Source organism: Salegentibacter sp. 24, assembly GCF_004362395.1.
Taxonomy (GTDB): Bacteria; Bacteroidota; Bacteroidia; order Flavobacteriales; family Flavobacteriaceae; genus Salegentibacter.
The window spans coordinates 85,649-109,061 of the sequence record NZ_SNWE01000003.1 but is presented as its reverse complement, the minus strand read 5'-3'; the positions used below and the strand labels follow the sequence as shown (position 1 = coordinate 109,061).

The window sequence follows — 23,413 nt, the reverse complement described above, 5'->3', positions numbered from 1 at the left end:
TTTTTATCCTTTTTTACGAAGACTGGTCAGGAAATGATAAGGGAAGATATTACTGGCTACTGCATCAGGGAGCCTTAATCGAAGCCTATGGAAGAGCTGCTATTTTTGAAAATCAATAAGAAAAAATGACTGAAACAAGAGAAATTAGAAAAACCGGACAATTGGAATTGCCGGTAGAAAGAAAAAGTATTGCTAACCAATATAATATTTATCCTTCCTTTGATATAGGCCCTGATTTGATATCCCGGGGTTATCAATCCCTTGCTAATGGCCTTTCCCAGAGCTCAGTGATTAAAATTGACGGATATGTGGGAATTATTTTTGAGTCAGTAAGGAAGGAACTTACTCAGGCCTTTCACGAAATCGACCTTTATCCACATTGGATAAATGTGGAAGATGCTATGAAAAGTGAAAAGGATATTGAGCAAATGATAGAACCCTACCTTGGTGGGAATGATCCTATATTCGGAAGAGTTTCAGATCTGGAGCTCATCGACTTCTTCGATCCTAAAAAATTAGCTGCTTTAAGTAAAATAGAAAGAAAAGCTCCCATTATTTTTTATGGAATCGGAGCGGAATTAGTACCGGTTAAAGGACCAAGTGTTTTTATGGAAGTCAGTAAAAATGAAATCCAGTTCCGCAGCCGCGCCGAATCAATTTCAAATCTTGGTGCCTCAAAATCATTTCCTGCCAAGGAGATGTACAAAAGGTTTTATTTTATTGACTGGCCTGTACTGAACAGACATAAAAACTCAATTAAGGATAATATTGATTTTCTCGTTGATGGCCAAAGAACATCAGAAATCACCTGGTTAAAGGGAGATCACTGGCGCAAGGCAATTAAGGATTATGTTCAAAGTCCCATCCGGGTCAGACCCTGGTTTGAACCGGGCGCATGGGGAGGACACTGGATTAAAGAACATATAAAGGGGCTGTCGGAAGATGTGGTGAATTATGCCTGGTCCTTTGAATTAATTGTACCGGAAAACGGAGTCCTTTTTGAAAGCTCCGCCCTTTTGCTGGAATTTTCATTTGACTTTTTAATGTACCATGCTGGTAGGGAGATTTTAGGTAGTGATTTTGACACCTATAAATATGAGTTCCCTATACGATTCGATTTCCTGGATACTTTTGATGGAGGCAATCTATCAATCCAATGTCATCCCCAAAAGGATTATATAAAGAAAAATTTTGGTGAAAACATCACCCAGGAGGAGACCTATTATATTCTTGATAAAAAGGAAAATGCTAAGGTTTATTTAGGCTTTCAACAGGGCGTAACACCTGCTTCCTTTAAAACAGCACTCCAATACAGTCTGGAGAATAATAAGGAATTGGAAATCAGCGATTATATTCAGACGTTTGAAGCCAATAAACATGAGCTCTATTTAATTCCGCCCGGAACTATTCATGGGTCTGGAAAAAACAACCTTGTCCTTGAAATTAGTTCCACGCCCTACATTTATACCTTTAAAATGTATGATTGGTTGAGGTTAGACCTGGATGGAAAACCCCGGCCCATTAATATAGAAAGGGGGATGCAAAATTTAAATTTTGACCGATCTGGTAACACAGTCAAGGATGAATTGATCTCTTCTCCAAGGCTTATTGAAGCAAATAATGACTGGGAGTTGGAACATTTACCTACTCATAAGGAACATCTCTATGATATTCATCGGTATACTATTAAAAAAGAGGTCTCTATAAAATCAAATAACCGGATGCAAATTTTTAGTTTGGTTGAAGGCGGTAAGGTTAAAGTGAAAATTTCAGGGGTTTCATCGGTTTTCCACTATGCAGAGACTTTCGTTATACCGGCAAGTGTAAAGAGTTTTACCATTGAAAATATAGATGATATGCCGGTTAAACTGGTTAAGGCCTTTATAAAATAAATTCCTGAATACCACCTGGATAATTTCATAGTTCTAACATTCGGACTATTATTCCAGGTGGTAAATGAACCTTGTTTTCGATAATAATTAAAGGTCCTGAGCATTAGGCAATTTGCAAAGCTTTATAAGCGAGAACGCTAGAAAACGATGAAAGGTTTCTTCCGGTTTAAGAAATGAATTCAAAAAAAATTTAAAGGATAATGTACAGCATAGGAGTGGACATTGGTGGCAGTCATATTACAGCAAGTATTTATAACCACATTCAAAATAAAATTCATAAGGAAAGCTTTGTATACCGAAAAATTGATTCTCACGGGACCAAAAATGAGATCATCAATGGCTGGATTAATGCCCTTGAGGACTGTCGCAATACCATGGATGTGGAAGTTACTGGGATCGGAATAGCCATGCCTGGTCCATTTGATTACTATAACGGAATTAGCTTTATAAAAAATGTAGATAAATTAAGTTCACTCTACCGGGTTAATATTCGTTTGGAATTAGCCGAAAGACTCGGTTTTGCCCCAGCCAATATTCGTTTTATCAATGATGCAACTGCTTTTTCAATTGCAGAGGCCAGGGTAGGAGGAGCTAAATCATATAGTAGGGTTGTGGCAGTAACCTTAGGTACGGGATTGGGTGCCAGTTTTCTTATAGATGGAAAACCGATAATTAAGGATAAAAGGGTGCCCGATGGAGGCTTTCTATACAATCAGTATTATAAAAATGAAATGGCCGATGACGTTTTTTCTTCGCGGGGCATTTTAAACAGGTATAAATCCTTAAGTGGTAAAAATGTTAAGGATGTCCGGGCGATCTGTGAATTAGTAGAAGAAGATCAGGCTGCTAAAAAAACTATGACAATTTTCGGGGAAGAATTAGGAGATTTTCTCAAATCATATCTGGCTGATTTTGATGCAGAAATTCTGGTGTTAGGAGGGAATATTACCAAGGCTTTTCCTTATTTCGGAGATGAATTGATCAAACAACTTCCCCAGATGAAGGTGAAAGTTTCCGATTTAGGAGAGAAGGCAGCCATAACGGGTAGTGCTTTATTAGCGGACAATTTGTACTACGCCACAATTAAATCCACCTTAAAATTAATGTAATGCAAAGAAACCGACTAAGATTAAACTACCTTCTTCCCGTATTGCTTTCCTATATTGTCATGGGCTTTGTTGATATCGTAGGGGTAAGTACCGGTTATGCACAACGGGATTTTAATCTTTCTCCTGAAATGGCGCAACTAATTCCATCGATGGTTTTCATCTGGTTCTTTATACTCTCTATACCGGTAGCAATTTTGCAGAACAATTATGGTAAACGAAAAATACTTCTGGTGGGTATAGGCTTTACTGCAGTGGGGATGTTTATTCCCTTTATAGTTTATACCTACTTATCACTTTTGGGATGTTTTGTCTTTCTTGGAATTGGTAATACCATTATCCAGGTAGCTTCTAACCCTTTACTGCAGGATGTGGTCGGAAAAGAAAAATTCTCCAGTTTTATGAGTCTATCTCAGTTTATCAAAGCGATAAGTTCTTTACTGGGGCCAATCATTGTAACCTATTTAGTAACTGGTTTTGGGAATTGGAAACTGGTATTTGTTATTTATGGACTAACCTCCTTATTAACGGGATTATGGTTGGCAGTCACCCCTATAGAGGAAAATAATTCCACAATTAGGGCTTCTTTCAAATCGTCCTTAAGTTTGCTTAAAAATCCCTTTGTAGCAAGTATGGTGCTGGCTATATTTTTAATCGTAGGATTAGATGTGGGGATGAATACTAATATCCAGAATTTGTTGGTCCAGCGCTACGATATCTCCTTAGAGGATGCATCTCTGGGAATAAGTATATATTTTACTGCCTTGATGATAAGCCGTTTATTTGGAGCAATATTATTAGCCAGACTTAATAATTATCGATTTCTATTCTGGTCAGCCCTATTAACAGTATTTTTTCTTATTTTATTAATCATTTCTCCCACTAGTTTCATAGCTAACAGCTGCATTTTTCTGGTTGGCTTGAGTTCAGGAAACCTATTTCCATTAATTTTTTCCCTAACAATTAATAAACTGCCAAACAGGGCCAACGAGATTTCAGGTTTGATGATCATGGCCGTGGTTGGTGGAGCAGTTATACCTCCTATAATGGGATTATTAAATAAAGCAGGTGGAATAGCCTTAAGTTTTAGTTTATTGATCATCTGTAGCATCTATGTTTTTTTTACTTATTTCATCCTAAAAAACCGGAATTAAGTTTTTATTCCAAACCATTTTTAAGTGGAATGGTTCAGGAAGGTTTTTTCTTAAATTTTATTGATGACAGGAAAACCGCCACTGCATTCTGTCGACCAAAAGGAAATATCATAATTGTACCAGTCCACGTACGCTATGGGTGACTTATCCAAAGCCACATTCCTGATATCATTATTGTTTAATAGCTTAACCAGCTTTTTCAAATTTCTGAAATCAACCCTTAAAAATCTTTTTTTAAGCATCCTGCCTAAACATGTCATAACTTTTTGAGGCAACCATGATGGAATTCTTTTAATAATGGGAACTATGTAATTTTCAGTATTTTAAAATGGTTTATTGGCAGTTTTATATCCAAAAAAATGCCTTATTGATAATTAAAAATAAATTTTATCCTTAAATAATTTTTTAAAACTAAAACGATATAGTAGTTTAGTTCTCTGTTAATACTAACAAAAAATTAACTAAATGAAAAAACTATTATTATTTAAATCAGCTACGCGGAGGTGGTCCAGCCCCTTCGGTTACCATCAAAAAAAGTTAAAAGATTTCTTGATGGTTTTTTTTATTGTCCTTGGTTTCCAAACAGGAAATGCTACAACTGCGAATATAGTAGAGCAGACTGAAATAACAGGTACGGTGACAGATGTAAACAACATCCCTCTACCAGGAGTTACTGTAAGAGAAAAAGGTACCAATAATGGTGTGCAAACCGATTTTGACGGAAATTTCTCTCTAAATGTAAGTTCAGCAGATGCGGTTCTCGTATTTTCCTACGTAGGTATGGAGACAGTGGAAAAGCAAATTGGAGAGGACCAAACAGTAAATGTAGTTATGGAACAGAGTTCAGAATCTCTGGAGGAAGTTGTTCTTGTTGGCTACGGAACCCAGCAGAAATCAGATCTTACTGGTGCTATAAGTATAGTTGATGGAGAGGAGCTTACTCGAGGTCCTGTTACCAATCCTTTGCAAGGCTTGCAAGGTCAAGTTGCCGGGGTTAAAGTTTCTCTTAATTCAGGAGCTCCTTCCTCAAGTCCCCGGGTATTGATAAGGGGGATAGGAACAATAAACAGTTCTTCAGACCCCCTCTATGTTGTTGATGGAGTGGTTATGGAAAGTATTCAATATTTGAACCCTAATAATATTACGAGCATGGAAGTGCTTAAAGATGCCTCTTCAACAGCAATTTATGGAGCTAGAGGTGCAAATGGTGTAGTTCTCATTAGTACCGCAAGGGGAGCCAAATCAATGGGGACAACTATTGGATATGAAGGATTTGTTAGTGTAGGGGTGCTCCCAGAGAAAATAGATGTATTAAATTCCGCGGAGTTTATGGAAGTCCTGGAACGTGGATTTGAAAATCATCCTCAATACTCAAATTCAGATATTCCTGCCTTCTCTACTGATGATCCTAGACTTTTTGATGAGAATGGAGATCCTTTGTATGATACAGACTGGCAAGAAGAAGCAACTAGAACCGCGATATCTCATAATCATCAAGTTTCCTTTAGATCTAAAGCTGAGAAATCATCATTCGGTGCATTCCTTAATTATGCGGATATGGAAGGTATTATGCTTAATAGTTATTTGGAAAGGATTAGCGGTAGGGTAGCTTATGATGCTGATCCAAAGGAATGGCTTTCTGTAGGACTTAATTTACTAGTCCACAGTGTAAGCGAAAATGAAACTGAAGAAGGAGGCGGGGGAAATGTTCCCAGAAGAACTATGATTGAGATGCCTCCGATTTTTCCAGTAAAATTTCCTGATGGAACCTGGAGTAATACAGGTATGGTTAGTGATCCTTATGGTTTAGAAACAATGGCTAACCCGGTTCATGTGTTAACCACACAAGAGCGTATTCGGGAACGAACTAAAATTTTCGGGAACTTATTTACTGAATTTCATATCCTTCCTAACCTGGACCTAAGAACTCAATTTGGATTTGATAGGAATATTATTAATGAGGAAAATTACAGTCCTACCGATCTGGTAAATATTTCGTCGCCCAACGGTTTTGCTTCTTTATCCAATATTGAGAGTTTATACTGGCAGCAAGAAAATTACCTGACCTATAATACTGAGATTGGGGATCATCGCATTAATGCGGTAGCCGGTTTGAGTTGGCAAAAAAGAACTTCCGAATATTTTGATGTTAGTGCAACTGGATTTTCTGATGATACTTTCGGGTATAATAGAATTCAAGCCGCAAGTGAACCTGGGGCACCAAACTCGGGTTATGATGAGTGGAGCATGAACTCCTACTTTTTTAGAGGAAGTTACAATTATCTTCAAAAATACCTTTTGACACTGACAGGTAGAATGGACGGCTCATCAAGATTTGGAGCCAATAATAAATATGGTTTTTTCCCATCCGTTGGGGTAGGTTACGTACTATCGAAAGAACCTTTTATGCAAAATTTAGAGGATACTTTTGATTTACTGAAACTTAGAGCGAGTTATGGGATCACAGGAAATACAGAAATACCAACCTACCAGTCGTTGGGAACCCTTTCTACTGGTACCACGCTAATCAATGGTTCAAGAGCCCCAATAAGTTATGTAAACAGGCTTCCTAATCCAGATTTAGAATGGGAGAAAACCAAGCAATTTGATGTGGGTCTTGATTTTGAAATGTTTGATCGTGGGTTAGTGGTTAATTTAGATTATTACTATAAGCTAACTGAAGATCTGTTATTGGATCGCCCTATTCCTGCATCTACTGGATTTTCAGCAGTAAGAGATAATATTGGCTCCGTATCGAATAGAGGTTTTGAGGTTCTTCTGCAAACCTATCCTGTAACCACTGAAGATTTTAGTTGGGATAGTAATTTGAATTTTAGTTATAACAAAAATGAGATAGAAAGCCTGGGCCTAAATGACGAAGATATTTTTCCCGGCCCTTATTGGGTTTCAGGTAGCCAAACCATTTTAAGAGTTGGAGAATCCTTAAGTAGTTTTTGGGGTTATGAAAGACTGGGGACCTGGGGAACTGATGAGGCCGCAGAGGCCGCAGAGGTTGGAGCAGTACCTGGTGAGGCAAAGCGTAGTGAGAATAGAAAAATAATCGGAAACGGTATTCCGGACTGGGCTGGAGGATTTATTAATAATTTTCGATACAAGAATTTCGATCTCACTGTGGACGTGAACTTTGTTGCCGGAGTAGATATTTTGCAACAAATGTTTCACTCGGCAGAAGATCGTACTGGTTTAGCCAATGGTCTGGCCAGTCAACTTTATGAATCCTGGACTCCTGAGAACCAGAATACAATGATTCAACAGATAAGAAACGGACCTTATTCTGGACAAAACAGTGAGGTAGATAGCCATTGGGTTGCTGATGGTTCTTTTATAAGAGGTAATCTTATTGCACTGGGCTATAATTTCGATCCTTATATGCTTGAGAGATGGGGAATAAAGTCTTTAAGAGTGTATACAAATGTGCAAAATGCGTTTGTCATACATTCGGATGATTTCAAAGGTTATGATCCGGAAGCTTCTTCCTGGGAAGGAAACCAATGGGGACAAAATATATTTTTCTTCCAGTATCCACGCCCTAGAACCTTTACATTAGGATTTAACGTGAAGTTTTAAATAAAAAATTGTAAAAAATGAAAAACTATAATTTAATTTTCTTAATTATTACTGGGCTTTTCGTTAGCGGATGCGAAGACTTTTTAGAAGAGGAGCCAGTAGATGAAATCGCTTTGGATCAATATTTTACCGAACCAGAGCATGCCAGGGATGCGGTAAATGCTTTATACAGAACAGGAGCGATGGAATTATATCCTGGAGATATTTATGCGGGCGCAAGAATTATGTTTGGCCCTTGGATATCGGGGTATGTGGATAATGATTATAAAGGCCAGGAAGTTCACGTAGGCTATGCTCAAAATTTAGACTATACACCAGACAATCTTTCTTCATATTTCAATGGGATGTGGTCCGATATGTATTTGGGAATTTCCAGAGCAAATACTGCGATTAAGTATATACCGCAAATCGAAGGACTAGCCGAGCAGGAACGACTTCAGTATATTGCAGAAGCTCATTTTTTCCGGGCACTGAACTATTTTTATTTAGTTCGGTTATTCGGCGGTGTACCCTTAATTACAACACCCTATGAAAGTATAGGCGATCTGGAGAAGGAAAGAAGTAGTACTGGTGCCGTATATAACCTGATTGTTGAGGATTTGAACCTTGCTATTAATAACGGAGGTTTGAATAGTGGTAATATGCCGGGGAATAATGGTAGGATCACTAAAGAAGTGGCACAGACGATTTTAACTGATGTTTATTTAACCAGAAGCGGGAGAGCCGGGGACGGAGATTTTTATGCTGAAGCTGCAGCAGTAGCCAAAGAAGTAATAAATTCCGGTGTATATAGCCTAACTCAACACAACTATACGGATGGAGAATTAGCAGAAAACGGATCTGCATATAATCAAATAAGGGAAGCCAGACTTCCAGCAAATGAATTCATTTATTACTATGAATACCAAATTGGCATTGCCAATAGTACGTATCCCGCATGGAGTTATCCGGTATCCATTTCACCCGAAGTAGCCTATGCCATAACCAATAATGCTTATGGTCCTACTGCAGATCTTTTAAATGCTTACGATGTTGAACAGGATTTGAGAATTCAGGAAAAACAGTATTTCCATTCCACCGATGTTCTACCCAATGGGGAAGAGATTGAGTTCGATACTTCGCCCCATATGTGGAAAGATGAGGAAGCGCTTTATGAAACTGCCCTTTCTGATAACGCTACACAAATATATACTTATTCCAATGTATTATTAATGGCAGCTGAAGCTATTGCTAAATCAGAAGGAGTGAATTCTCAGGCTGTGGAATATCTTGCAAAAGTAAGAGAAAGAGCTTATTGGAAAATGGATCCTGAGCAGATCAGAACATCGCTTTCCGCCCTATCGGTGGAAGATTTTACAGAAGAAGTTCTGAAGGAACGTGTAAGGGAATTAGTTTTCGAATTTACCATCTGGTTTGATATTATCAGAACAGGAAAATTTCCAGTTTCAAGCGATGGAGAGATCAATTTTGTGGATGTAATAGGAGCGTCAAATAATTTTGAAGCTACTATTGAAGAGTCAGATCTGCTTTTACCAATTCCAGAATTAGAAATGCAAAGGAATTCCCTACTCACACAGAACCCTGGATATTAATCTAAAATCCCCAAAAGCGGAAATGATAAATACGTTTCCGCTTTTTAAGTGGGAATGATTCTAGAAAAGTATTTGGGTCGAAAAGTGTTTAGAATTTTATGAATTGAATATTATAAGGAAGATAGTTTAGTAAGTGTGTTAAGTTTAGTTTGGGAAAAGTGGGGGCGGATTAAAAATCTATTTACGGTTGAATAATCCTTTAATTCTGCCTCCATTTTTTATTGCTTCACTTCGAAATAGTATAATTATTGATTTTAATATTGTCCAGGAAATCCTGGAATTGATTTTTGTCTCAGATGGCACTCAATATTTTTATAAGTAGCTTTAAGAAGCAAATACCGAGTTAAGCCTTGTAGAGGTTTTGAAATAACCAAGGGGAATATAGCTATCCCATAATTTCTAAAACCTTTTTTAAAGACAAAAAAATTAAAGAGAGGTTTTATAGTACTGCCACTTAGATAATAGAAATTCTGTGCCAATAAAATTAAAAAGGTAAAGAACCAAAGAATACCAAAAAGTTTTTCAAATGCGATGCTTGATGCGTATGCGGTTGCTTTCCAGTAAATTGGAAATTTTACTCCCGAACATAAAAAAATAAAAAAATAATAAAAAGTTAGCATGTCATTTCAAATAAAGAAGCAATCAACAAAATACGATGTATGTATCGTGGGCTCCGGCGCCGGTGGAGGGATGGCGGCGAAATTACTGGCCGAACAAGGTTTTAAAGTAGCTTTGCTCGAGGCGGGGCCTGATTTTGACCCTGCAAATGAAGAACAGCGCACGCAACTTCGATGGCCTTGGGAATCTCCTCGTAGAGGCGCGGGAACAACGCGACCTTTCGGTGATTTCGATATGGCCTATGGGGGCTGGGAATTGGAAGGCGAACCCTATACTCAACATGAAAACACGAAATTTGCCTGGTTTCGTTCCAGAATGCTGGGTGGGAGAACGAACCACTGGGGCCGTATTTCCCTTCGATTTGGCCCACTCGATTTCAAACGAAAAGATTTTGACGGGAAAGGGGATAACTGGCCCATAGGATATGAGGACGTAAAACCATATTATGATAAAGTAGATAAATTAATTGGAGTGTTTGGCACCAAAGAAAACCTACCCAATGAACCAGATGGTTTCTTTCTGCCACCTCCCAAACCCAGGCTTCACGAATTGTACATAAAAAAGGGAGCCAATAAAGCCGGGGTTCCTATGATCCCATCTCGGTTGTCAATTCTTACCAGGCCTATTAATAAAAAAAGAGGTGCCTGCTTTTTTTGTAATCAGTGCTCTAGATCCTGTATGGCCTATGCCGATTTTTCCTCCTCCTCCGTACTGGTCAAACCAGCAGTAGAGACCGGGAATGTAGATCTTTATGTAAACGCCATGGTAAGAGAGGTCTTAACCAATGGAGAAGGAGAAGTGACCGGGGTTTCCTATATAGATAAAGACGATCTAAGAGATTACGAGATCAAAGCAAAAGTGGTCATTCTTGCAGCAAGTGCCTGTAGTTCAGCCAGGATATTACTTAATTCAAAATCTGCTCAGCACCCTAATGGTTTGGCAAATTCAAGTGGGGTAGTAGGAAAATACCTGCATGACAGTACCGGTTCCTCTCGGGGAGGCTTTATTCCGGAACTGGTAGACAGGAAGCGCTATAATGAAGACGGAGTCGGTGGGATGCACATGTATACCCCGTGGTGGCTAAACGATAGTAAACACTTGGGATTCACCCGTGGTTATCATATTGAATACTGGGGAGGGATGAGTATGCCTTCTTATGGATTTGGGTTTAATACCCAGGCATTAAAAGAGCTTGCTGGTGATACGTCTCGAAATGCCTATGGTACAGGGCTTAAAAAAGACGTAAAAAAGTTTTATGGCGCCACCTTTGGCATGGCCGGCCGGGGAGAAAGTATTCCTCGAAAGGAAAATTATTGTGAGATTGATCCCAGTACGTTCGATAAATACGGAATTCCCGTATTAAGATTTAACTATAGCTGGTCAGATGAGGAGGTAAAACAGGCCAAACATATGCAGGACACCTTCGAAGAAGTGATTCATAATATGGGCGCTGTGCCAATAGGAGATAAACCAGGAAAGGAAACCAATTACGGACTCGAAAACCCAGGGAAAATTATTCATGAAGTGGGGACCACCAGGATGGGAGATAATCCTAATTCCTCTGTGGTGAACCGGTTTAACCAGGCCCACGACATACCCAATCTATTTGTGATGGATGGAGGGCCGTTTGTATCCCAGGCTGATAAAAATCCAACCTGGACAATTTTAGCACTGGCCTGGCGCGCGACTGATTATTTAACTCAAGAACTTAAAAAAGGTAATATTTAAAACTAGCTTTTATGGATAGAAGGGAATCATTAAAAACATTGGTTATGGGAGGTATGGCTTCCAGCCTTTTTCTGAGTAGTTGTATCACTGATAAGGAATCACCTATTGAAGAAGGGGATATCATAGAAGAAACGGAAGGTTACGGCAGAACTCCTGCAGAAGAAGCACGTGATGAGCGGTTATTTTCTAAAACGTTTTTTTCCGAAGAAGAAATGGCCACAATTGCAAGCCTGGCAGATATAATTCTTCCTGAAGATAAGGAATCGGTCTGCGCCACAGCAGCTGGTGTACCGGATTTTATAGAATTTATAGTAAAAGATATACCCGAACACCAAATCCCTATGCGTGGTGGACTTATGTGGATTAACCGGGAGAGTAACAAACGTTTCGGGGCGCCTTTTGTTGAGATATCCAAGGACAATCAGTTGGAAATCGTTGATCAAATAGCCTATCCCCAGGATTTTGAAAAAAATTCGTCAGGGCCTGTTTTTTTTAACCGAATAAAGGATTTGGTGGTTACCGGTTATTTTACCAGCGAACCGGGCCTTAAATACCTTGATTATCGTGGCAATACACCAAATGTATGGGATGGGGTGCCTGCCGATGTTCTCGAAAAGCATGGTATGAAGTACGACGAGGACTTATTAAAAGCAGCCATGAAGCCTGCCAATAGAAACGAAGTCATGAACTGGGATAATTATGAGGTTTAAAAACGGGTATTTTACACGGAAAATTCATTGGAATTAATGGAAAATCGATTGCTAATTATACAGTTTTCTATCGTGGTGAAAAATCTTCATTAAAGGAATTTACATCATTAACATACCTTCCAGCTTATCTAATAAAAATTGGAATTTTGTATTTGCAAATGAAATCGAACTTAGATTTCTTTTATTGATTATTTTTTTTATAGCGGTGTTTAATAAGCCTATCTCTTACTGGTTAAAAAAATCGAATAAGTAATTGCGCCCTATGTTGTTTTTACTTTAGGTTTAATTTCCCGTACACTATAAAAACAGCACAGGTTCCATGCGCAAGGTTAGTTATGGGAGAAATGGGATCCTTACATAAGTATCAGTCAATTCTTTATATAATTGAAAATTACTCATTTGCAATGATGCTGAAACATCAGATCAACCTTAAGTCATTGTAGTAAGGTCTCTCTAGATAATTTATTTATCAGATATCATTTAAATAATTTAAGGTAATCATCAAATACATATAATTTGTCACGTTTTCCTCCAGTAATCTCTTTTAGTATTTCCAGGCGCTCTAAATCTGAAAGCAAATTATAGGCCGTTCGTTTTGATACATCTGTAACTTTCATGATTTGTGTAACATCAATCATTGGGCGTTTAAATAGATAATTAATTACCTTCTGGGCATTATTTGCCTTGGAGCCTAAGGTCTGTATTTTGAGTTCAGTCTCTTTTTTAAGTTTTAGGATTGCATCAAAGGTGCTTACCCCAATTTTAGCTGTCTCAATAATTCCTACTAGAAAAAACTTAAACCACTGTTTAAGGTCATTATGTGTGCGCACTCTGGTTAAATTATCGTAGTAAAGTGCTTTATTTCTTTCAAAAAAATCAGAAAGGTAGAGAATAGGACGTTTGAGTATTTCTTTATCAACCAGGTACAAGGTGATTAATAAGCGACCTACTCTTCCATTACCATCTAAAAACGGGTGTATCGTTTCAAACTGATAATGAATTAATGCTATTTTAAGTAAATCTGGAAAATATATAGAATCATTGTGTGCAAAATGTTCCAGATCGCTCATAAGTTCTGCTATAGAATTATGTGTAGGTGGCACAAAAACTGCGTCGCTTATCGAAGCTCCTCCTATCCAATTCTGGCTGGTGCGAAAAACTCCCGGCATTTTATGATCTCCTCTTACACCCGGAAGTAATACTTTATGCGTTTCTTTTATTAAACGAGATGAAAATGGAATATCCTCAAGCATTGCTATAGCCTGATTCATTGCAGCGATATAATTCTGCACCTCCTCCCAATCATCTTTTTTCTCTGGATTTACATTTTGTTTTTCGAGTAGTGCTTCTTCTATATTGGTTTGAGTACCTTCTATGCGGCTACTTTGTGTAGCTTCTTTAACTACATGCATACTGATGAAAAGATCGATATCGGGAATATGCTCAGAATACATATCAAGACGTCCCAAATGGCGATCTGCCTTGGATAGAAGATCAAGAAGTTCCATATCTTGAAATTCCCACTGTTTATTGATAGGATAGGGTTGAAAACTTCTATAATAACCTTGATTGATTTTGGTCCCCGATTTAAAATTTCGCATCGTTTTTACTTAAATCTGCAATAATGCATTTGGTTATTGCAAAATAACACAAAAAATTGCAACAGTGATCATAGTATTGCAAGTAAAAGGAATAATTTGCAAAATAAACATAACCTAATGCAAGTTGTGGAGCAAGCTGCTTATCTTCATTCTATGATAGTAAGGGGGAGGGCTAATTTTGTTCTTATATCCAATCCCATCTTAGTGACCCATACGATAGAAAAACTTTTAAAGCAACGGGTATTTATGTAGATGAAGGCTTATTAGGATTCCAATGATGTCCATTACCTACAGCACGACCCATTGTATAGCGATATTTTAGAGAGAGACCTGGCTTCCCAGCTCTCCATCTCCCGTTTTGAGCATAGTCTGGATGAGTGTGCCATTTTAGCTATATTTTACGCCTGGATCGATTCAATTGTTCGGAAATTCCGAACAATTGCCTCAGAGGGTAAAAGACGATGACGTTTTAAGCAAGGGAAAACAGTTTTTGGCAAAGATTATTTTAGAGCGTTTTTGGAGCGTGTAGGTTCTATTAGTACGAGCGAACTTAGAATTTACTAACAAATAACCTATATTTTGCGGAGTGCAGAGTCTTAAATTCTGATACGGCCATTGCAAAAAAATAATTAGAAGAAAAGAAATCAAACAACAGGAACGCACGGTAACAATTTATTTTGATGATATAGAGGATTTGATTGAACGTGAAAATACCTTCACGATGGAACAATTGGCGTTAAGCGAAAACAAGTTCCTCGAGTTTAATAAATATAAAGTCCTGGAGGTTTTGGGTAAAAGGTCTAAAAAACAAGAAGAGAATAAAGCCTTCTCAAAATAGTTTAAATTTTAAAAAAACAAAAAATAGAATCTGATTTTGATAAAATGTTAATGGGATTAAAGAAGGAAAAATATAAACAAACTTCAAAAAGGTTATAGAAAAATATTTTGTTTTTCAATATAAAATTACATAATACAAAATTTAGTAATATGTTTGTAACAAATTTTAGACTGAATGCGTATTGTTACTTATAAACGAATTAAGGATTTTTCAGATAAACACGCCGATGCTGAAACTCCTTTAAATTTTTGGTATCATACCGTTACTGCTAATGAGTGGAAAAACCTGAACGAAATAAAAAGAACTTTTAATTGCGTAGATTATGCAGGTAATCACCGTTATGTCTTCAATATTAAAGGAAATGATTATCGGCTTGTTGCTATAATCTCTTTCAATGCTCAAAAGGTTTACATACGTTTTATCGGTACGAACAAGGATCAGTTAAAAGACATTAAAAATATTTGATATGATAAAGACAGAAAAAGAATATAAAGCTATACTTAATCGTATTGAAATACTTTTGGAAAATCCAGGCAATATAGAAAATACTGAAGCTAATGACTATATAGAATTAAACTTGTTGTCTGATTTAGTAACCGATTATGAAGAACGATTTTATCCTATAACAAAACCTAATCTCGCTGAAGTAATAAAATTGCGTATGGCTGAAATGGGCTTAAACCAGAAACGACTTTCAGAACTTTTAGGAGTAAGCACTTCACGAATTAGCGAATATTTAAATGGTAAAAGCGAACCAACTTTAAAAGTTGCCAGGGAAATTAGTCTGAAAATGGGAATTGATGCTTCTATTGTTTTAGGGGTATAATGAAATAAAGCGTAAACCGACTTTCTCTTTATGCTACATTTGTACTGCCTAAATCCTTTAAACCTTGTAAAATAAGGACTATAAGATATTGCATTGGAAAATTCGTCATCGTCAAATTTCCAGTTATAACTTGCTCACTGAGGAGGTTTAATTTTAAGGATCATTCACTAAGGTGTCGCCTAGGTTCAATTGGTATTGCTTCTGATAAAATTAGCAAATTCCATAGGAATGATTCCAGGATGATTTTTTACTCCTTATTATAAAAAAACTTAAGCCAGTTTTTCATCTTTAAAACTGATCATAGGTTCAAAAAGATATAAGTTAGATCACCCATGATATGATTTTTATGATAAACTTCTCGAATCCTACTTTTTATTTAACATTTAAAGATTCAAATATTGTATTTAACGGCATGAGATCTATCGTCAGGCTAAATAGCCGAGATTAAGTTTATTAACATATGTTTTGCCAAATTTTAGTATAAGAAAACTCTTTTCATCCTTAAATTAACTTCTCCTTTAGAATAAAAGTCGAATAGGTTCAAAAAAGAATGGTTCAATCGCGTACCGGAAGTTGATGAAATATTAAGAGAAGATGGGCTTATAAGAAAAGTAGCAGTACTTATGATTCATAATAGGTGAATGAAGTTGACGGAGAGAACCCTAATACAAATATAGAGAAACTGTTTATATGCCTTGTCTTGCGCCTTTTTATTTGCTGTATACTGTTATTTGGATAAAGGGGGGCTTTAGGAATACATTGATATTTTATTTAAACGAGACATCAGTTTACATCTTAACATCAGAATCCTTCTATGGTATTATTTCTAAGCATCGCTTTTCGAATAGGAGGGGGAATTAAGCTTTTTTTGATCCTGAATGTACCCTCTGGAATTAAGATTATTGAGAGTTTAAGTTGACCAGCAGAATGAAACTGTAAATTTTACATTTTAAATATTAAATTATGGTAGCAAAGCCTATTTGGAATTCCTTCGAAACTTTCAGTAAATTTCCAGTTTTAAGAGAAAGCCTTCATGTAGATGTTAGTATAATTGGCGCAGGTATTACCGGTATTACTACTGCCTATTTTCTTAAAAAGGCCGGTTTGAAGGTAGCTGTTCTCGATGCCGGGAAAATTGGAATGGGTACAACTGGACATAGCACCGGAAATCTATATACTATAATAGACCAACTTTTATCTTCCCTGGATTCGAAATATGATAAGGAGATAATTCAAAAAGTCTTAAAAGCCCGGGATTTTGGGTTTCAAACGATAGAGAGGATATTAAGACAAGAAGATATTGATTGTGATTATACCGTTCAACCAATGTATCTTTTTTCTAATGATAAGGCTGATAAAATTGAGGAAGAATTAGGGATATCATCCAGACTCGGGGTACCAAACCTTGAAGTATCTCCTTCTGATTTCCCTTTTAAAGCAAAAAAAGTCATTAAATATCCCCATCAGGCACAGTTCAATCCTTTTCTGTATGTCCACAATCTGGCAAATAAAATAGTTTCCAGGGAGTGCCAAATCTTTCAGGACTCTAAAGTAGAAAAGATTGATAAGCAAGAAAAAGGAGGTTATATTATAAGTACTAAATCGGGCAGTGTTTCCAGTGGTTACTTAGTCCACGCAACTCATACTCCAAAGGGGATAGACCTGAAATTCGATACTACTCTTGGCCCGTACCGGGAATATGCTATTGCCGCAAAATTAGCTAAGGATAACTATCCTTCCGGTATATTTTGGGAATATAAAAAAGATGAAAAGTTTTCCTTTCGCGCTTATAAGCGCAATGGCCACCATTACATAGTGGCAGTAGGCAAATCTTTTAAAGTTGGACAATCTCAACATAATAAGGATCTGCTGGAATCCCTGGAAGCCTATTTAAAGGAAAAATTTCCTGTAAAGGAGGTTACTCATTACTGGGGAGGCCAGAATTATAAACCTGCAGACCTCCTTCCCTTTATAGGTAGAAAAAGTCCTGGTGCAAATGAATATATCGCCACAGGCTTTTCCACCGATGGGCTGGTATACGGGACCCTGGCTGGTAAGATTATTACCGATTTAATTACCGGAAACAAAAACCAATATGAAGATGTTTTTAATCCATTGCGGGTAAATCCCGTGAAATCGGCCAGGGCTTTTACCAGGGAAAACCTCAATGTGGCTAAAGAGTTTTTTAAAGACCATATCCTTGGAAGCTCGACCAAAGAATTACAAAAACTAAAAAAGGGCGAGGGTAAAATAATGGAAATCGAAGGTAAAAAGCTTGCTATTTCAAGAGATGAAAATATGAAATACCATGTCGTTTCGGCCTATTGCACCCACCTTGGCTGCATAATTCACTGGAATGATTTGGAAAAGAGCTGGGATTGCCCCTGCCACGGAAGTCGGTTTAAACCATCTGGTGAAGTCATTGAAGGACCAGCCATTGATGCCCTTTCAAAAGTAGATGAAAACAATGAAAACGGATAAAATGGAAAAGAAGAAAAGTTAATTTACCTATAACTTGCATGTTTTTTTCAAGGGCTTAACTCGATTTACATCTTACTGTGCAAGGTACCCTTGCCAATTTATCTGCCTTAAGAAATGGTAATAGTTTTTCGGGCAATTTTGCGGTTGTTATTTGAAGGCCTTACATATTGCATTGCTTTTGTCTAAGATTTTATTGCTTGCTTATGGTCTAAGGCTGCATCAAGTCGTTCAGGCTTTTTAAATTAGTAAAGGCGTCACCCATAGTATTGTTAAAATAGACATATACCATTCTGCCCTGATCCATCCATTCATTTACAAGCCCGGAGTATTCTTTTAAAAACTCTTCTGAATAACTACCCCGGTAATTTCCACCGGGTCCATGAAACCTGTTATAAATAAAATTTGATTTATGATGTAGCAAAGGTGTCGCGGCCTTTGGTTTGTCCTGTATAACTGTTGTCGCGTTATAGAGGTGCAGCAGGTCATAAACATCCTGATGGTACCAGGATTTATTTCGAAATTCCACGGCGAGCTTCCAGCCTTGGATAGCATCTGTTGCACTAAGACAATTTAAAAGATTGTCTAATGGAACAAGATATTCCTTTCCCAGACTGGGAGGAAACTGAATCAGCAAACATCCTTTCTTTTGCTTTACGGAATTGACAGATTTAAGAAAGTCAGCAATATCCGCTTCATTAAAATTTAAACCTTTGCTATGTGTAATTCCTTTCCATAATTTAAAAGTAAATCTAAAGTGTTCCGGCACAGAATCAGCCCATTTAGCTACTGTTGAAGCTCGGGGAATTTTATAAAAGGAACTATTGATTTCAATGCTATTAAATATGGAAGCATAATAGGTCAACCTACTTGCGTTTTCATAAGGGGGCGGAAATAAGTATTTGGGAATATCCAACTGCAGGCCGCTAAGACCTGAATAAAAATGATGTTTGGAGCCAGGTGCAGGAGCGGGATTCATTGTAATTGATTTCTATTAGCATAAGTTGATCTATAGGAAAGGGCACTAAAAATGCCAAATACAATATGGGCGAGAAGGAGATGTCCAAAAAATGGTTTTAGATTTTTAGCAGGTGGATTGGGGTGAACTTTAAACATCAGCTTCCAGCCCAGGGTACCTAATACTCCGCTTGCAGTACCCATCAAAATCCCGGAAGTTAAGGAAGGCTTTACTTTCGTTTGCTTCCATATTTCATTATAGCTAGCTACAAATGCGAATCCAATAGTATAATGCATACCCCATCCTGCCAAGTGAGCGGTGTCTTTTGAAATATTTAGTGGCAAAGCTTTAATAAGTTTACCTAAAACCTCCGGCTCCCGAAAATTTTTGTTTTTTGAATTGGATACCAGGTAACTGAAAATAGTCATGGCAGAGGTTCCAATTATTGATGAAATAAGAATTTTACCGGTATTCATAAGGGTTTATTTTACTAAGCTTCTTATAGATTAAAAAATTAGTAGGTTTAATTTAATTAAGACCCTAAAGGGGTTTGTAAACCATTCTTAATTAAAAAACCAGGAATTTTCCCCACGCTATGGCTGTCGAAAATGACATTATTAGCATTGGAAATTTCAAACTTGAAAATCATTTAGGAGTCTGTCAACCTTAAATCACCGAATATTAAGGTGCAAAAAGGGAAAATCCGCTGTTACCTGAATTTTCCCTTTTTTAAGGTTACTTAAAACCTATACTTAAATATAATCTTTTTTAATAACAAATGAATTATTTCCTAAAAATTAATTTTATACACTTTGAAATTCAAAAAAATTAGTATCTTTAATACGCTGATCTTCAGCAATTAGATTTTAGTAAGGGGATCCTTTTTTTTGACTTTCGCCGATTACCCTGCACATCATAACAACATTATTCAGGAAATTTTTCCTAAAAAAACGCAATTGGTTTTAACCAGATTGTATGCAAATTTTGTTCGTCCAGCCGGGCAGAGGGAATTTCAGTAAGAATGCGACAAAGCTGTATTTCTAATTCCTTCTTTGTTTTTAACTCTGGGAGTACTCCCAATTCAAAAAGAATCAAATTTTGCAGTCACAATTTGAATTAAAAGCCTTTAAAAAAGTCAAGACTATGGAGTCCTTCACCAGCATTAAAATCAAAGGGGAAACAGCAAAACGGTTTCAGAAATTTTCCCAGCTTCACTTCAAATCACATTCAGAGGCCATCTCCGCTATGCTTGATTTCTTTCGCTACAATGAGATATCACCTCATGAAAGATTAGGGCCGACAGGAAGGACCATTCAACAATCTTTAGAAAAAAGGATCAATTCCCTAATTGCCATAATTCGGGAAATGGAAAAGACCCAGACCAAACCAACTCTTGCCATGATGCAGTGTTTATTCGAGGTGGAAACCCTGGAAAATAAACCTCTTATCCTGGAAAAGAAAACTACCAAAGAAGAAAAGGAGATTGGTCTCAGGGAGAAGAGCAATGTTTCACAGGATCTGTAAAATTTGAAGCTATGTATATTACCATCACACCTCAAAAATTAGGGAAAAACAATTCCAAAAGTTCCGCTGCATTTGTGGAATACCTGGAAAAGGAAAACCAGGGCTTGCAGCAAAAGAAAAAAGAAAATTTCTTTAACCAGTATCATGATAATATTTCTGCCAAGCAGGTATCCGGTGAAATCGACAGCAACACTGCCAAACTAAAAAAAAACGAACCCCGGTTCTACTCGATTACGGTCAACCCTTCCAAAGCTGAACTTAGCCAGTTACAGGATAGCAGTGCGGATTTAAAACGATACACCAGGGAACTGATGAAGGATTATATCGCTTCCTTTAACCGGGAATTAAATGGAAGGCCGGTAAGCCTTGATGATATAAAATACTACGCTAAAATTGAGCATGTACGAAGTTTTAAAGGTAATGACAAACAGGTTCAGGAAAACCGCCCAATTGCTGCTAAAATCCAACAACTTAAAAAAGAGATCATGAAAATAAGCCGGGGTGAGCTCCCGGGAAATATATTAGAAAAGGAACATCAAATTGCCAAATTGGAAATACAGGCGCCACACAAACAAAACGGGGAACGGATCGTACAGGGAATGAAAAAGGAAGGTCCCCAAAGCCATATCCACATCATCGTTAGCCGGAAAGATGCCTCCAATAGGTTTAGCCTTTCCCCGGGTAGTAAGTTTAAAGCGTCCACAGTGATACTACATGGGAGAGTAGTACGACGCGGGTTTGACAGGGATATGTTTTTTAGAAATGCTGAAAAAACCTTTGACAGGACTTTCGGCTATCAGCGAAACTTCACAGAAAGTTATAAAGCCCGACTGGATTTTATCAAAAATCCTAAAAACTATTTTTCTTCGTTAAGGAAGCTTCCCTCCAGTGAAAAGGCGCTTGCTTTTAAAATGTTAAAGAAGTCTGGGGTTTTTATAGTGCCAGGCATCCCAACAAGCAAGGCGCAGCTCGCCCTAAAACTTTTCAATAAGCTTAGAAAAGGAGTCGATTTAGCTGTCAAATCAAGTGCAATTGAAATCTAAATAATTGAAATATGTCTTTGGAAACCCTCACACCGCTGTTTTTAATTATCGGGATAACCAGTATGGTGTTTTACACATGCTACAAATTAGTATCCTATGCATTTATCATCAACCTCATTCTTCTGGGAATTATACTATTCTTTTTATCACAAACTAACCAAATGGCAGTAGTGTTATTGATTCCCGGATGCCCATTAATGCTTATCAATATTACAGGCTATGTGTTTTTACATAATCCGGAGAAAAACAAAAATAGCCACCCGCAATATAGCGTCAGGTTCGCTACCAGTACCGGAACTTTTAAAGTGGATAATATCAGGCGTGGAGCCTCTATTATCGGTTCAGCGGGAAGTGGAAAAACAGAAAGTGTTGTATATGGTTTTTTAAAGCATTTTAAGGCAAAAGGCTTTTGTGGGGTTATTCATGATTACAAGGATTTTGAACTCACAGAAATGGCTTACCCGCTTTTTAACAAGGGTGAAATTCCCTTTAAGGTGGTTTCCTTTGATAAGATCATGCACCGGGTCAATCCAATTGCTCCTCGCTATTTGGACAGTGAAGAGAGCGTAAACGAGGTAGCAAGGGTACTGGTTGAAAACCTTCTGGAGCAAAGAGAATCCGGTACCTCGGGCACCACAAAATTTTTTAATGATGCAGCGGAAGGTTTGATAGGCGGACTTATCTGGAAATTAAAAGTTTCTTATCCTGAATTTTGCAGTCTTCCGCACCTGATTGCAATTTACCAGTACCTGGATACCCCCAGTCTTATAAAATTTCTGGAAACCAATATCACCTCGCGTGCTATGGCCGATGCTTTTATCAGTGGTAAAGATTCAGAGCGACAAACCGCAGGGGTGAAAAGTACCCTGGCCAATGCACTTAAGCGAATCAGCACCCAGCGAATATTTATGGCATTATCGGCAGATGAAGTGTCGTTGAATATCAATAGTAAGGAGAACCCTGCCGTGATTTCGGTAGTGAACAATCCAAAATATGATTCCTCCTTCTCACCGGTTATTGCCACGATCATTCACACTATTACCAAACAAATGAGTGTCCGCAATTCTAAAGATAGCTTCTTGCTTATGGAAGAGGCCCCTACGCTTCGTTTGCTCAATATGCACCGGATTCCGGCAACCCTGCGCAGTTATAATATTGCTACGATTTATGTGATGCAGGATAAGATCCAGAACGATATGATGTACGGAGATAGGGCAAGCAGGGCCATATTAAGTAATTTATCCTATCAGTTTTTTGGAAAAGTAAATGATCCGGATACCGCCAGGTATTATGAGCGCTTTTTTGAAATTGTAAAAAAACCAACAACCAGTGTAAACCGTAGTTATAGCCTTAATTTTGATACAAGGGTAACCACCGGTGAAAAGGAAATGCCAAAAATACGCGCCAATGCTTTTTTTCGATTGAAGCAAGGCGAATTTATCACCTATGCCGATGGTAAGGATAAAAAACTGCAGTTTAGACTGCATAAAATCAGGCGTCAGTTTCCGGAATTAGAAGAAGGCTCACCATATTCCCAGGAGGATTTAGAAGCTAATTTTAAACGGGTATATCAAGAGGCAAGATCTATTTTTGAATAGAAGGGATGAGGTTATATAGATTAATTGGCTAACTTTCAATACACCTTTCTAGTTATAATTGCAATAGCTCAAAGAAAAAGGAAAAAAAGCCTATCAAAGATTTCAGTTTTAACCCATTATCGAGAACTCAACTCCTTATAGGATAGCTTTAATTTTTTT

17 protein-coding genes are annotated in these 23,413 nt (G+C 37.5%); 14 read left to right on the top strand and 3 right to left on the bottom strand.

The annotated features are described in order from the left end of the window. Positions 1-125: 125 nt before the first annotated feature. The 7 genes from DET49_RS03070 to DET49_RS03040 all read left to right on the top strand — a co-directional run bounded on the left by DET49_RS03070 (position 126) and on the right by DET49_RS03040 (position 12,388). Positions 126-1,892: a class I mannose-6-phosphate isomerase gene (locus DET49_RS03070; protein ID WP_133546686.1), complete on the top strand. Its 1,767-nt coding sequence runs from the start codon at positions 126-128 to the stop codon at positions 1,890-1,892. A 200-nt stretch (positions 1,893-2,092) separates the two neighbouring features. After that, positions 2,093-3,001, top strand: coding sequence for an ROK family protein (locus tag DET49_RS03065; protein WP_133546685.1), 909 nt, complete (start codon positions 2,093-2,095; stop codon positions 2,999-3,001). Next, a complete protein-coding gene (locus DET49_RS03060) occupies positions 3,001-4,152 on the top strand; it encodes an MFS transporter (protein ID WP_133546684.1) in 1,152 nt (383 codons plus the stop codon). Before DET49_RS03065 ends, DET49_RS03060 begins: the two co-directional genes overlap by 1 nt. Positions 4,153-4,617: 465 nt before the next feature. Continuing rightward, complete coding sequence (locus DET49_RS03055) at positions 4,618-7,740, top strand: SusC/RagA family TonB-linked outer membrane protein (protein ID WP_208109605.1); 3,123 nt, start codon at positions 4,618-4,620, stop codon at positions 7,738-7,740. A 17-nt stretch (positions 7,741-7,757) separates the two neighbouring features. Further along, positions 7,758-9,332, top strand: coding sequence for a RagB/SusD family nutrient uptake outer membrane protein (locus tag DET49_RS03050; RefSeq protein WP_133546683.1), 1,575 nt, complete (start codon positions 7,758-7,760; stop codon positions 9,330-9,332). A 618-nt stretch (positions 9,333-9,950) separates the two neighbouring features. After that, on the top strand, positions 9,951-11,678 hold the full coding sequence (locus DET49_RS03045; RefSeq protein ID WP_133546682.1) for a GMC family oxidoreductase: 1,728 nt from the start codon (positions 9,951-9,953) through the stop codon (positions 11,676-11,678). 11 nt (positions 11,679-11,689) lie between these two features. Beyond that, positions 11,690-12,388, top strand: coding sequence for a gluconate 2-dehydrogenase subunit 3 family protein (locus DET49_RS03040; protein WP_133546681.1), 699 nt, complete (start codon positions 11,690-11,692; stop codon positions 12,386-12,388). A 476-nt stretch (positions 12,389-12,864) separates the two neighbouring features. On the opposite strand, the gene DET49_RS03035 is transcribed toward DET49_RS03040, so the two are convergent. Further along, positions 12,865-13,989, bottom strand: coding sequence for a Fic family protein (locus tag DET49_RS03035; RefSeq protein WP_133546680.1), 1,125 nt, complete (start codon positions 13,987-13,989; stop codon positions 12,865-12,867). Between the two features lie 625 nt (positions 13,990-14,614). On the opposite strand from DET49_RS03035, the gene rhuM reads away from it, so the two are divergent. From rhuM to DET49_RS03015, 4 genes are all read left to right on the top strand, one after another. Continuing rightward, on the top strand, positions 14,615-14,827 hold the full coding sequence (gene rhuM, locus DET49_RS18640) for a RhuM family protein (protein ID WP_317130296.1): 213 nt from the start codon (positions 14,615-14,617) through the stop codon (positions 14,825-14,827). Positions 14,828-15,001: 174 nt separating this feature from the next. Continuing rightward, positions 15,002-15,292 carry a type II toxin-antitoxin system HigB family toxin gene (locus tag DET49_RS03025; protein WP_133546679.1) on the top strand — a complete coding sequence of 97 codons (291 nt, stop codon included), beginning with the start codon at positions 15,002-15,004 and terminating at the stop codon, positions 15,290-15,292. A 1-nt stretch (position 15,293) separates the two neighbouring features. Beyond that, positions 15,294-15,653: a type II toxin-antitoxin system HigA family antitoxin gene (locus DET49_RS03020; RefSeq protein WP_133546678.1), complete on the top strand. Its 360-nt coding sequence runs from the start codon at positions 15,294-15,296 to the stop codon at positions 15,651-15,653. A 963-nt stretch (positions 15,654-16,616) separates the two neighbouring features. Beyond that, on the top strand, positions 16,617-18,134 hold the full coding sequence (locus DET49_RS03015) for an FAD-dependent oxidoreductase (protein WP_133546677.1): 1,518 nt from the start codon (positions 16,617-16,619) through the stop codon (positions 18,132-18,134). 208 nt (positions 18,135-18,342) lie between these two features. Here DET49_RS03015 and DET49_RS03010 read toward each other — a convergent pair whose 3' ends face one another. Together DET49_RS03010 and DET49_RS03005 are read right to left on the bottom strand one after the other, a co-directional pair. Further along, a complete protein-coding gene (locus tag DET49_RS03010) occupies positions 18,343-19,110 on the bottom strand; it encodes a DUF72 domain-containing protein (protein WP_133546676.1) in 768 nt (255 codons plus the stop codon). Then, positions 19,107-19,565 carry a hypothetical protein gene (locus DET49_RS03005; protein WP_133546675.1) on the bottom strand — a complete coding sequence of 153 codons (459 nt, stop codon included), beginning with the start codon at positions 19,563-19,565 and terminating at the stop codon, positions 19,107-19,109. Before DET49_RS03005 ends, DET49_RS03010 begins: the two co-directional genes overlap by 4 nt. Before the next feature lie 667 nt (positions 19,566-20,232). On the opposite strand from DET49_RS03005, the gene DET49_RS03000 reads away from it, so the two are divergent. Genes DET49_RS03000 through DET49_RS02990 form a run of 3 tightly spaced genes read left to right on the top strand, consistent with a single transcriptional unit; the run spans position 20,233 to position 23,254 of the window. Continuing rightward, the gene (locus tag DET49_RS03000) at positions 20,233-20,613 is read left to right on the top strand and encodes a BfmA/BtgA family mobilization protein (protein ID WP_133546754.1); all 381 of its coding nucleotides are present in this window, start codon (positions 20,233-20,235) and stop codon (positions 20,611-20,613) included. A gap of 11 nt (positions 20,614-20,624) precedes the next feature. Further along, positions 20,625-21,656 (top strand): MobB family relaxase, encoded by a 1,032-nt coding sequence (gene mobB / locus DET49_RS02995; RefSeq protein ID WP_133546674.1) that lies wholly within the window; start codon positions 20,625-20,627, stop codon positions 21,654-21,656. Positions 21,657-21,667: 11 nt separating this feature from the next. Next, on the top strand, positions 21,668-23,254 hold the full coding sequence (locus tag DET49_RS02990; RefSeq protein WP_133546673.1) for a type IV secretory system conjugative DNA transfer family protein: 1,587 nt from the start codon (positions 21,668-21,670) through the stop codon (positions 23,252-23,254). Positions 23,255-23,413 lie beyond the last annotated feature (159 nt).

What these genes read in the sequence shown, in the direction of transcription:
- DET49_RS03065 (WP_133546685.1), top strand. Translation starts at nt 2,093, where the DNA reads ATGTACAGCATAGGAGTGGACATTGGTGGCAGTCATATTACAGCAAGT.
- DET49_RS02990 (WP_133546673.1), top strand. Translation starts at nt 21,668, where the DNA reads ATGTCTTTGGAAACCCTCACACCGCTGTTTTTAATTATCGGGATAACC.
- DET49_RS03055 (WP_208109605.1), top strand. Translation starts at nt 4,618, where the DNA reads ATGAAAAAACTATTATTATTTAAATCAGCTACGCGGAGGTGGTCCAGC.
- DET49_RS03010 (WP_133546676.1), bottom strand. Translation starts at nt 19,110, where the DNA reads ATGAATCCCGCTCCTGCACCTGGCTCCAAACATCATTTTTATTCAGGT.
- DET49_RS03050 (WP_133546683.1), top strand. Translation starts at nt 7,758, where the DNA reads ATGAAAAACTATAATTTAATTTTCTTAATTATTACTGGGCTTTTCGTT.
- DET49_RS03015 (WP_133546677.1), top strand. Translation starts at nt 16,617, where the DNA reads ATGGTAGCAAAGCCTATTTGGAATTCCTTCGAAACTTTCAGTAAATTT.
- DET49_RS03060 (WP_133546684.1), top strand. Translation starts at nt 3,001, where the DNA reads ATGCAAAGAAACCGACTAAGATTAAACTACCTTCTTCCCGTATTGCTT.
- DET49_RS03035 (WP_133546680.1), bottom strand. Translation starts at nt 13,989, where the DNA reads ATGCGAAATTTTAAATCGGGGACCAAAATCAATCAAGGTTATTATAGA.
- DET49_RS03045 (WP_133546682.1), top strand. Translation starts at nt 9,951, where the DNA reads ATGTCATTTCAAATAAAGAAGCAATCAACAAAATACGATGTATGTATC.
- DET49_RS03070 (WP_133546686.1), top strand. Translation starts at nt 126, where the DNA reads ATGACTGAAACAAGAGAAATTAGAAAAACCGGACAATTGGAATTGCCG.
- DET49_RS03025 (WP_133546679.1), top strand. Translation starts at nt 15,002, where the DNA reads ATGCGTATTGTTACTTATAAACGAATTAAGGATTTTTCAGATAAACAC.
- mobB (WP_133546674.1), top strand. Translation starts at nt 20,625, where the DNA reads ATGTATATTACCATCACACCTCAAAAATTAGGGAAAAACAATTCCAAA.
- DET49_RS03000 (WP_133546754.1), top strand. Translation starts at nt 20,233, where the DNA reads ATGGAGTCCTTCACCAGCATTAAAATCAAAGGGGAAACAGCAAAACGG.
- DET49_RS03040 (WP_133546681.1), top strand. Translation starts at nt 11,690, where the DNA reads ATGGATAGAAGGGAATCATTAAAAACATTGGTTATGGGAGGTATGGCT.
- DET49_RS03005 (WP_133546675.1), bottom strand. Translation starts at nt 19,565, where the DNA reads ATGAATACCGGTAAAATTCTTATTTCATCAATAATTGGAACCTCTGCC.
- DET49_RS03020 (WP_133546678.1), top strand. Translation starts at nt 15,294, where the DNA reads ATGATAAAGACAGAAAAAGAATATAAAGCTATACTTAATCGTATTGAA.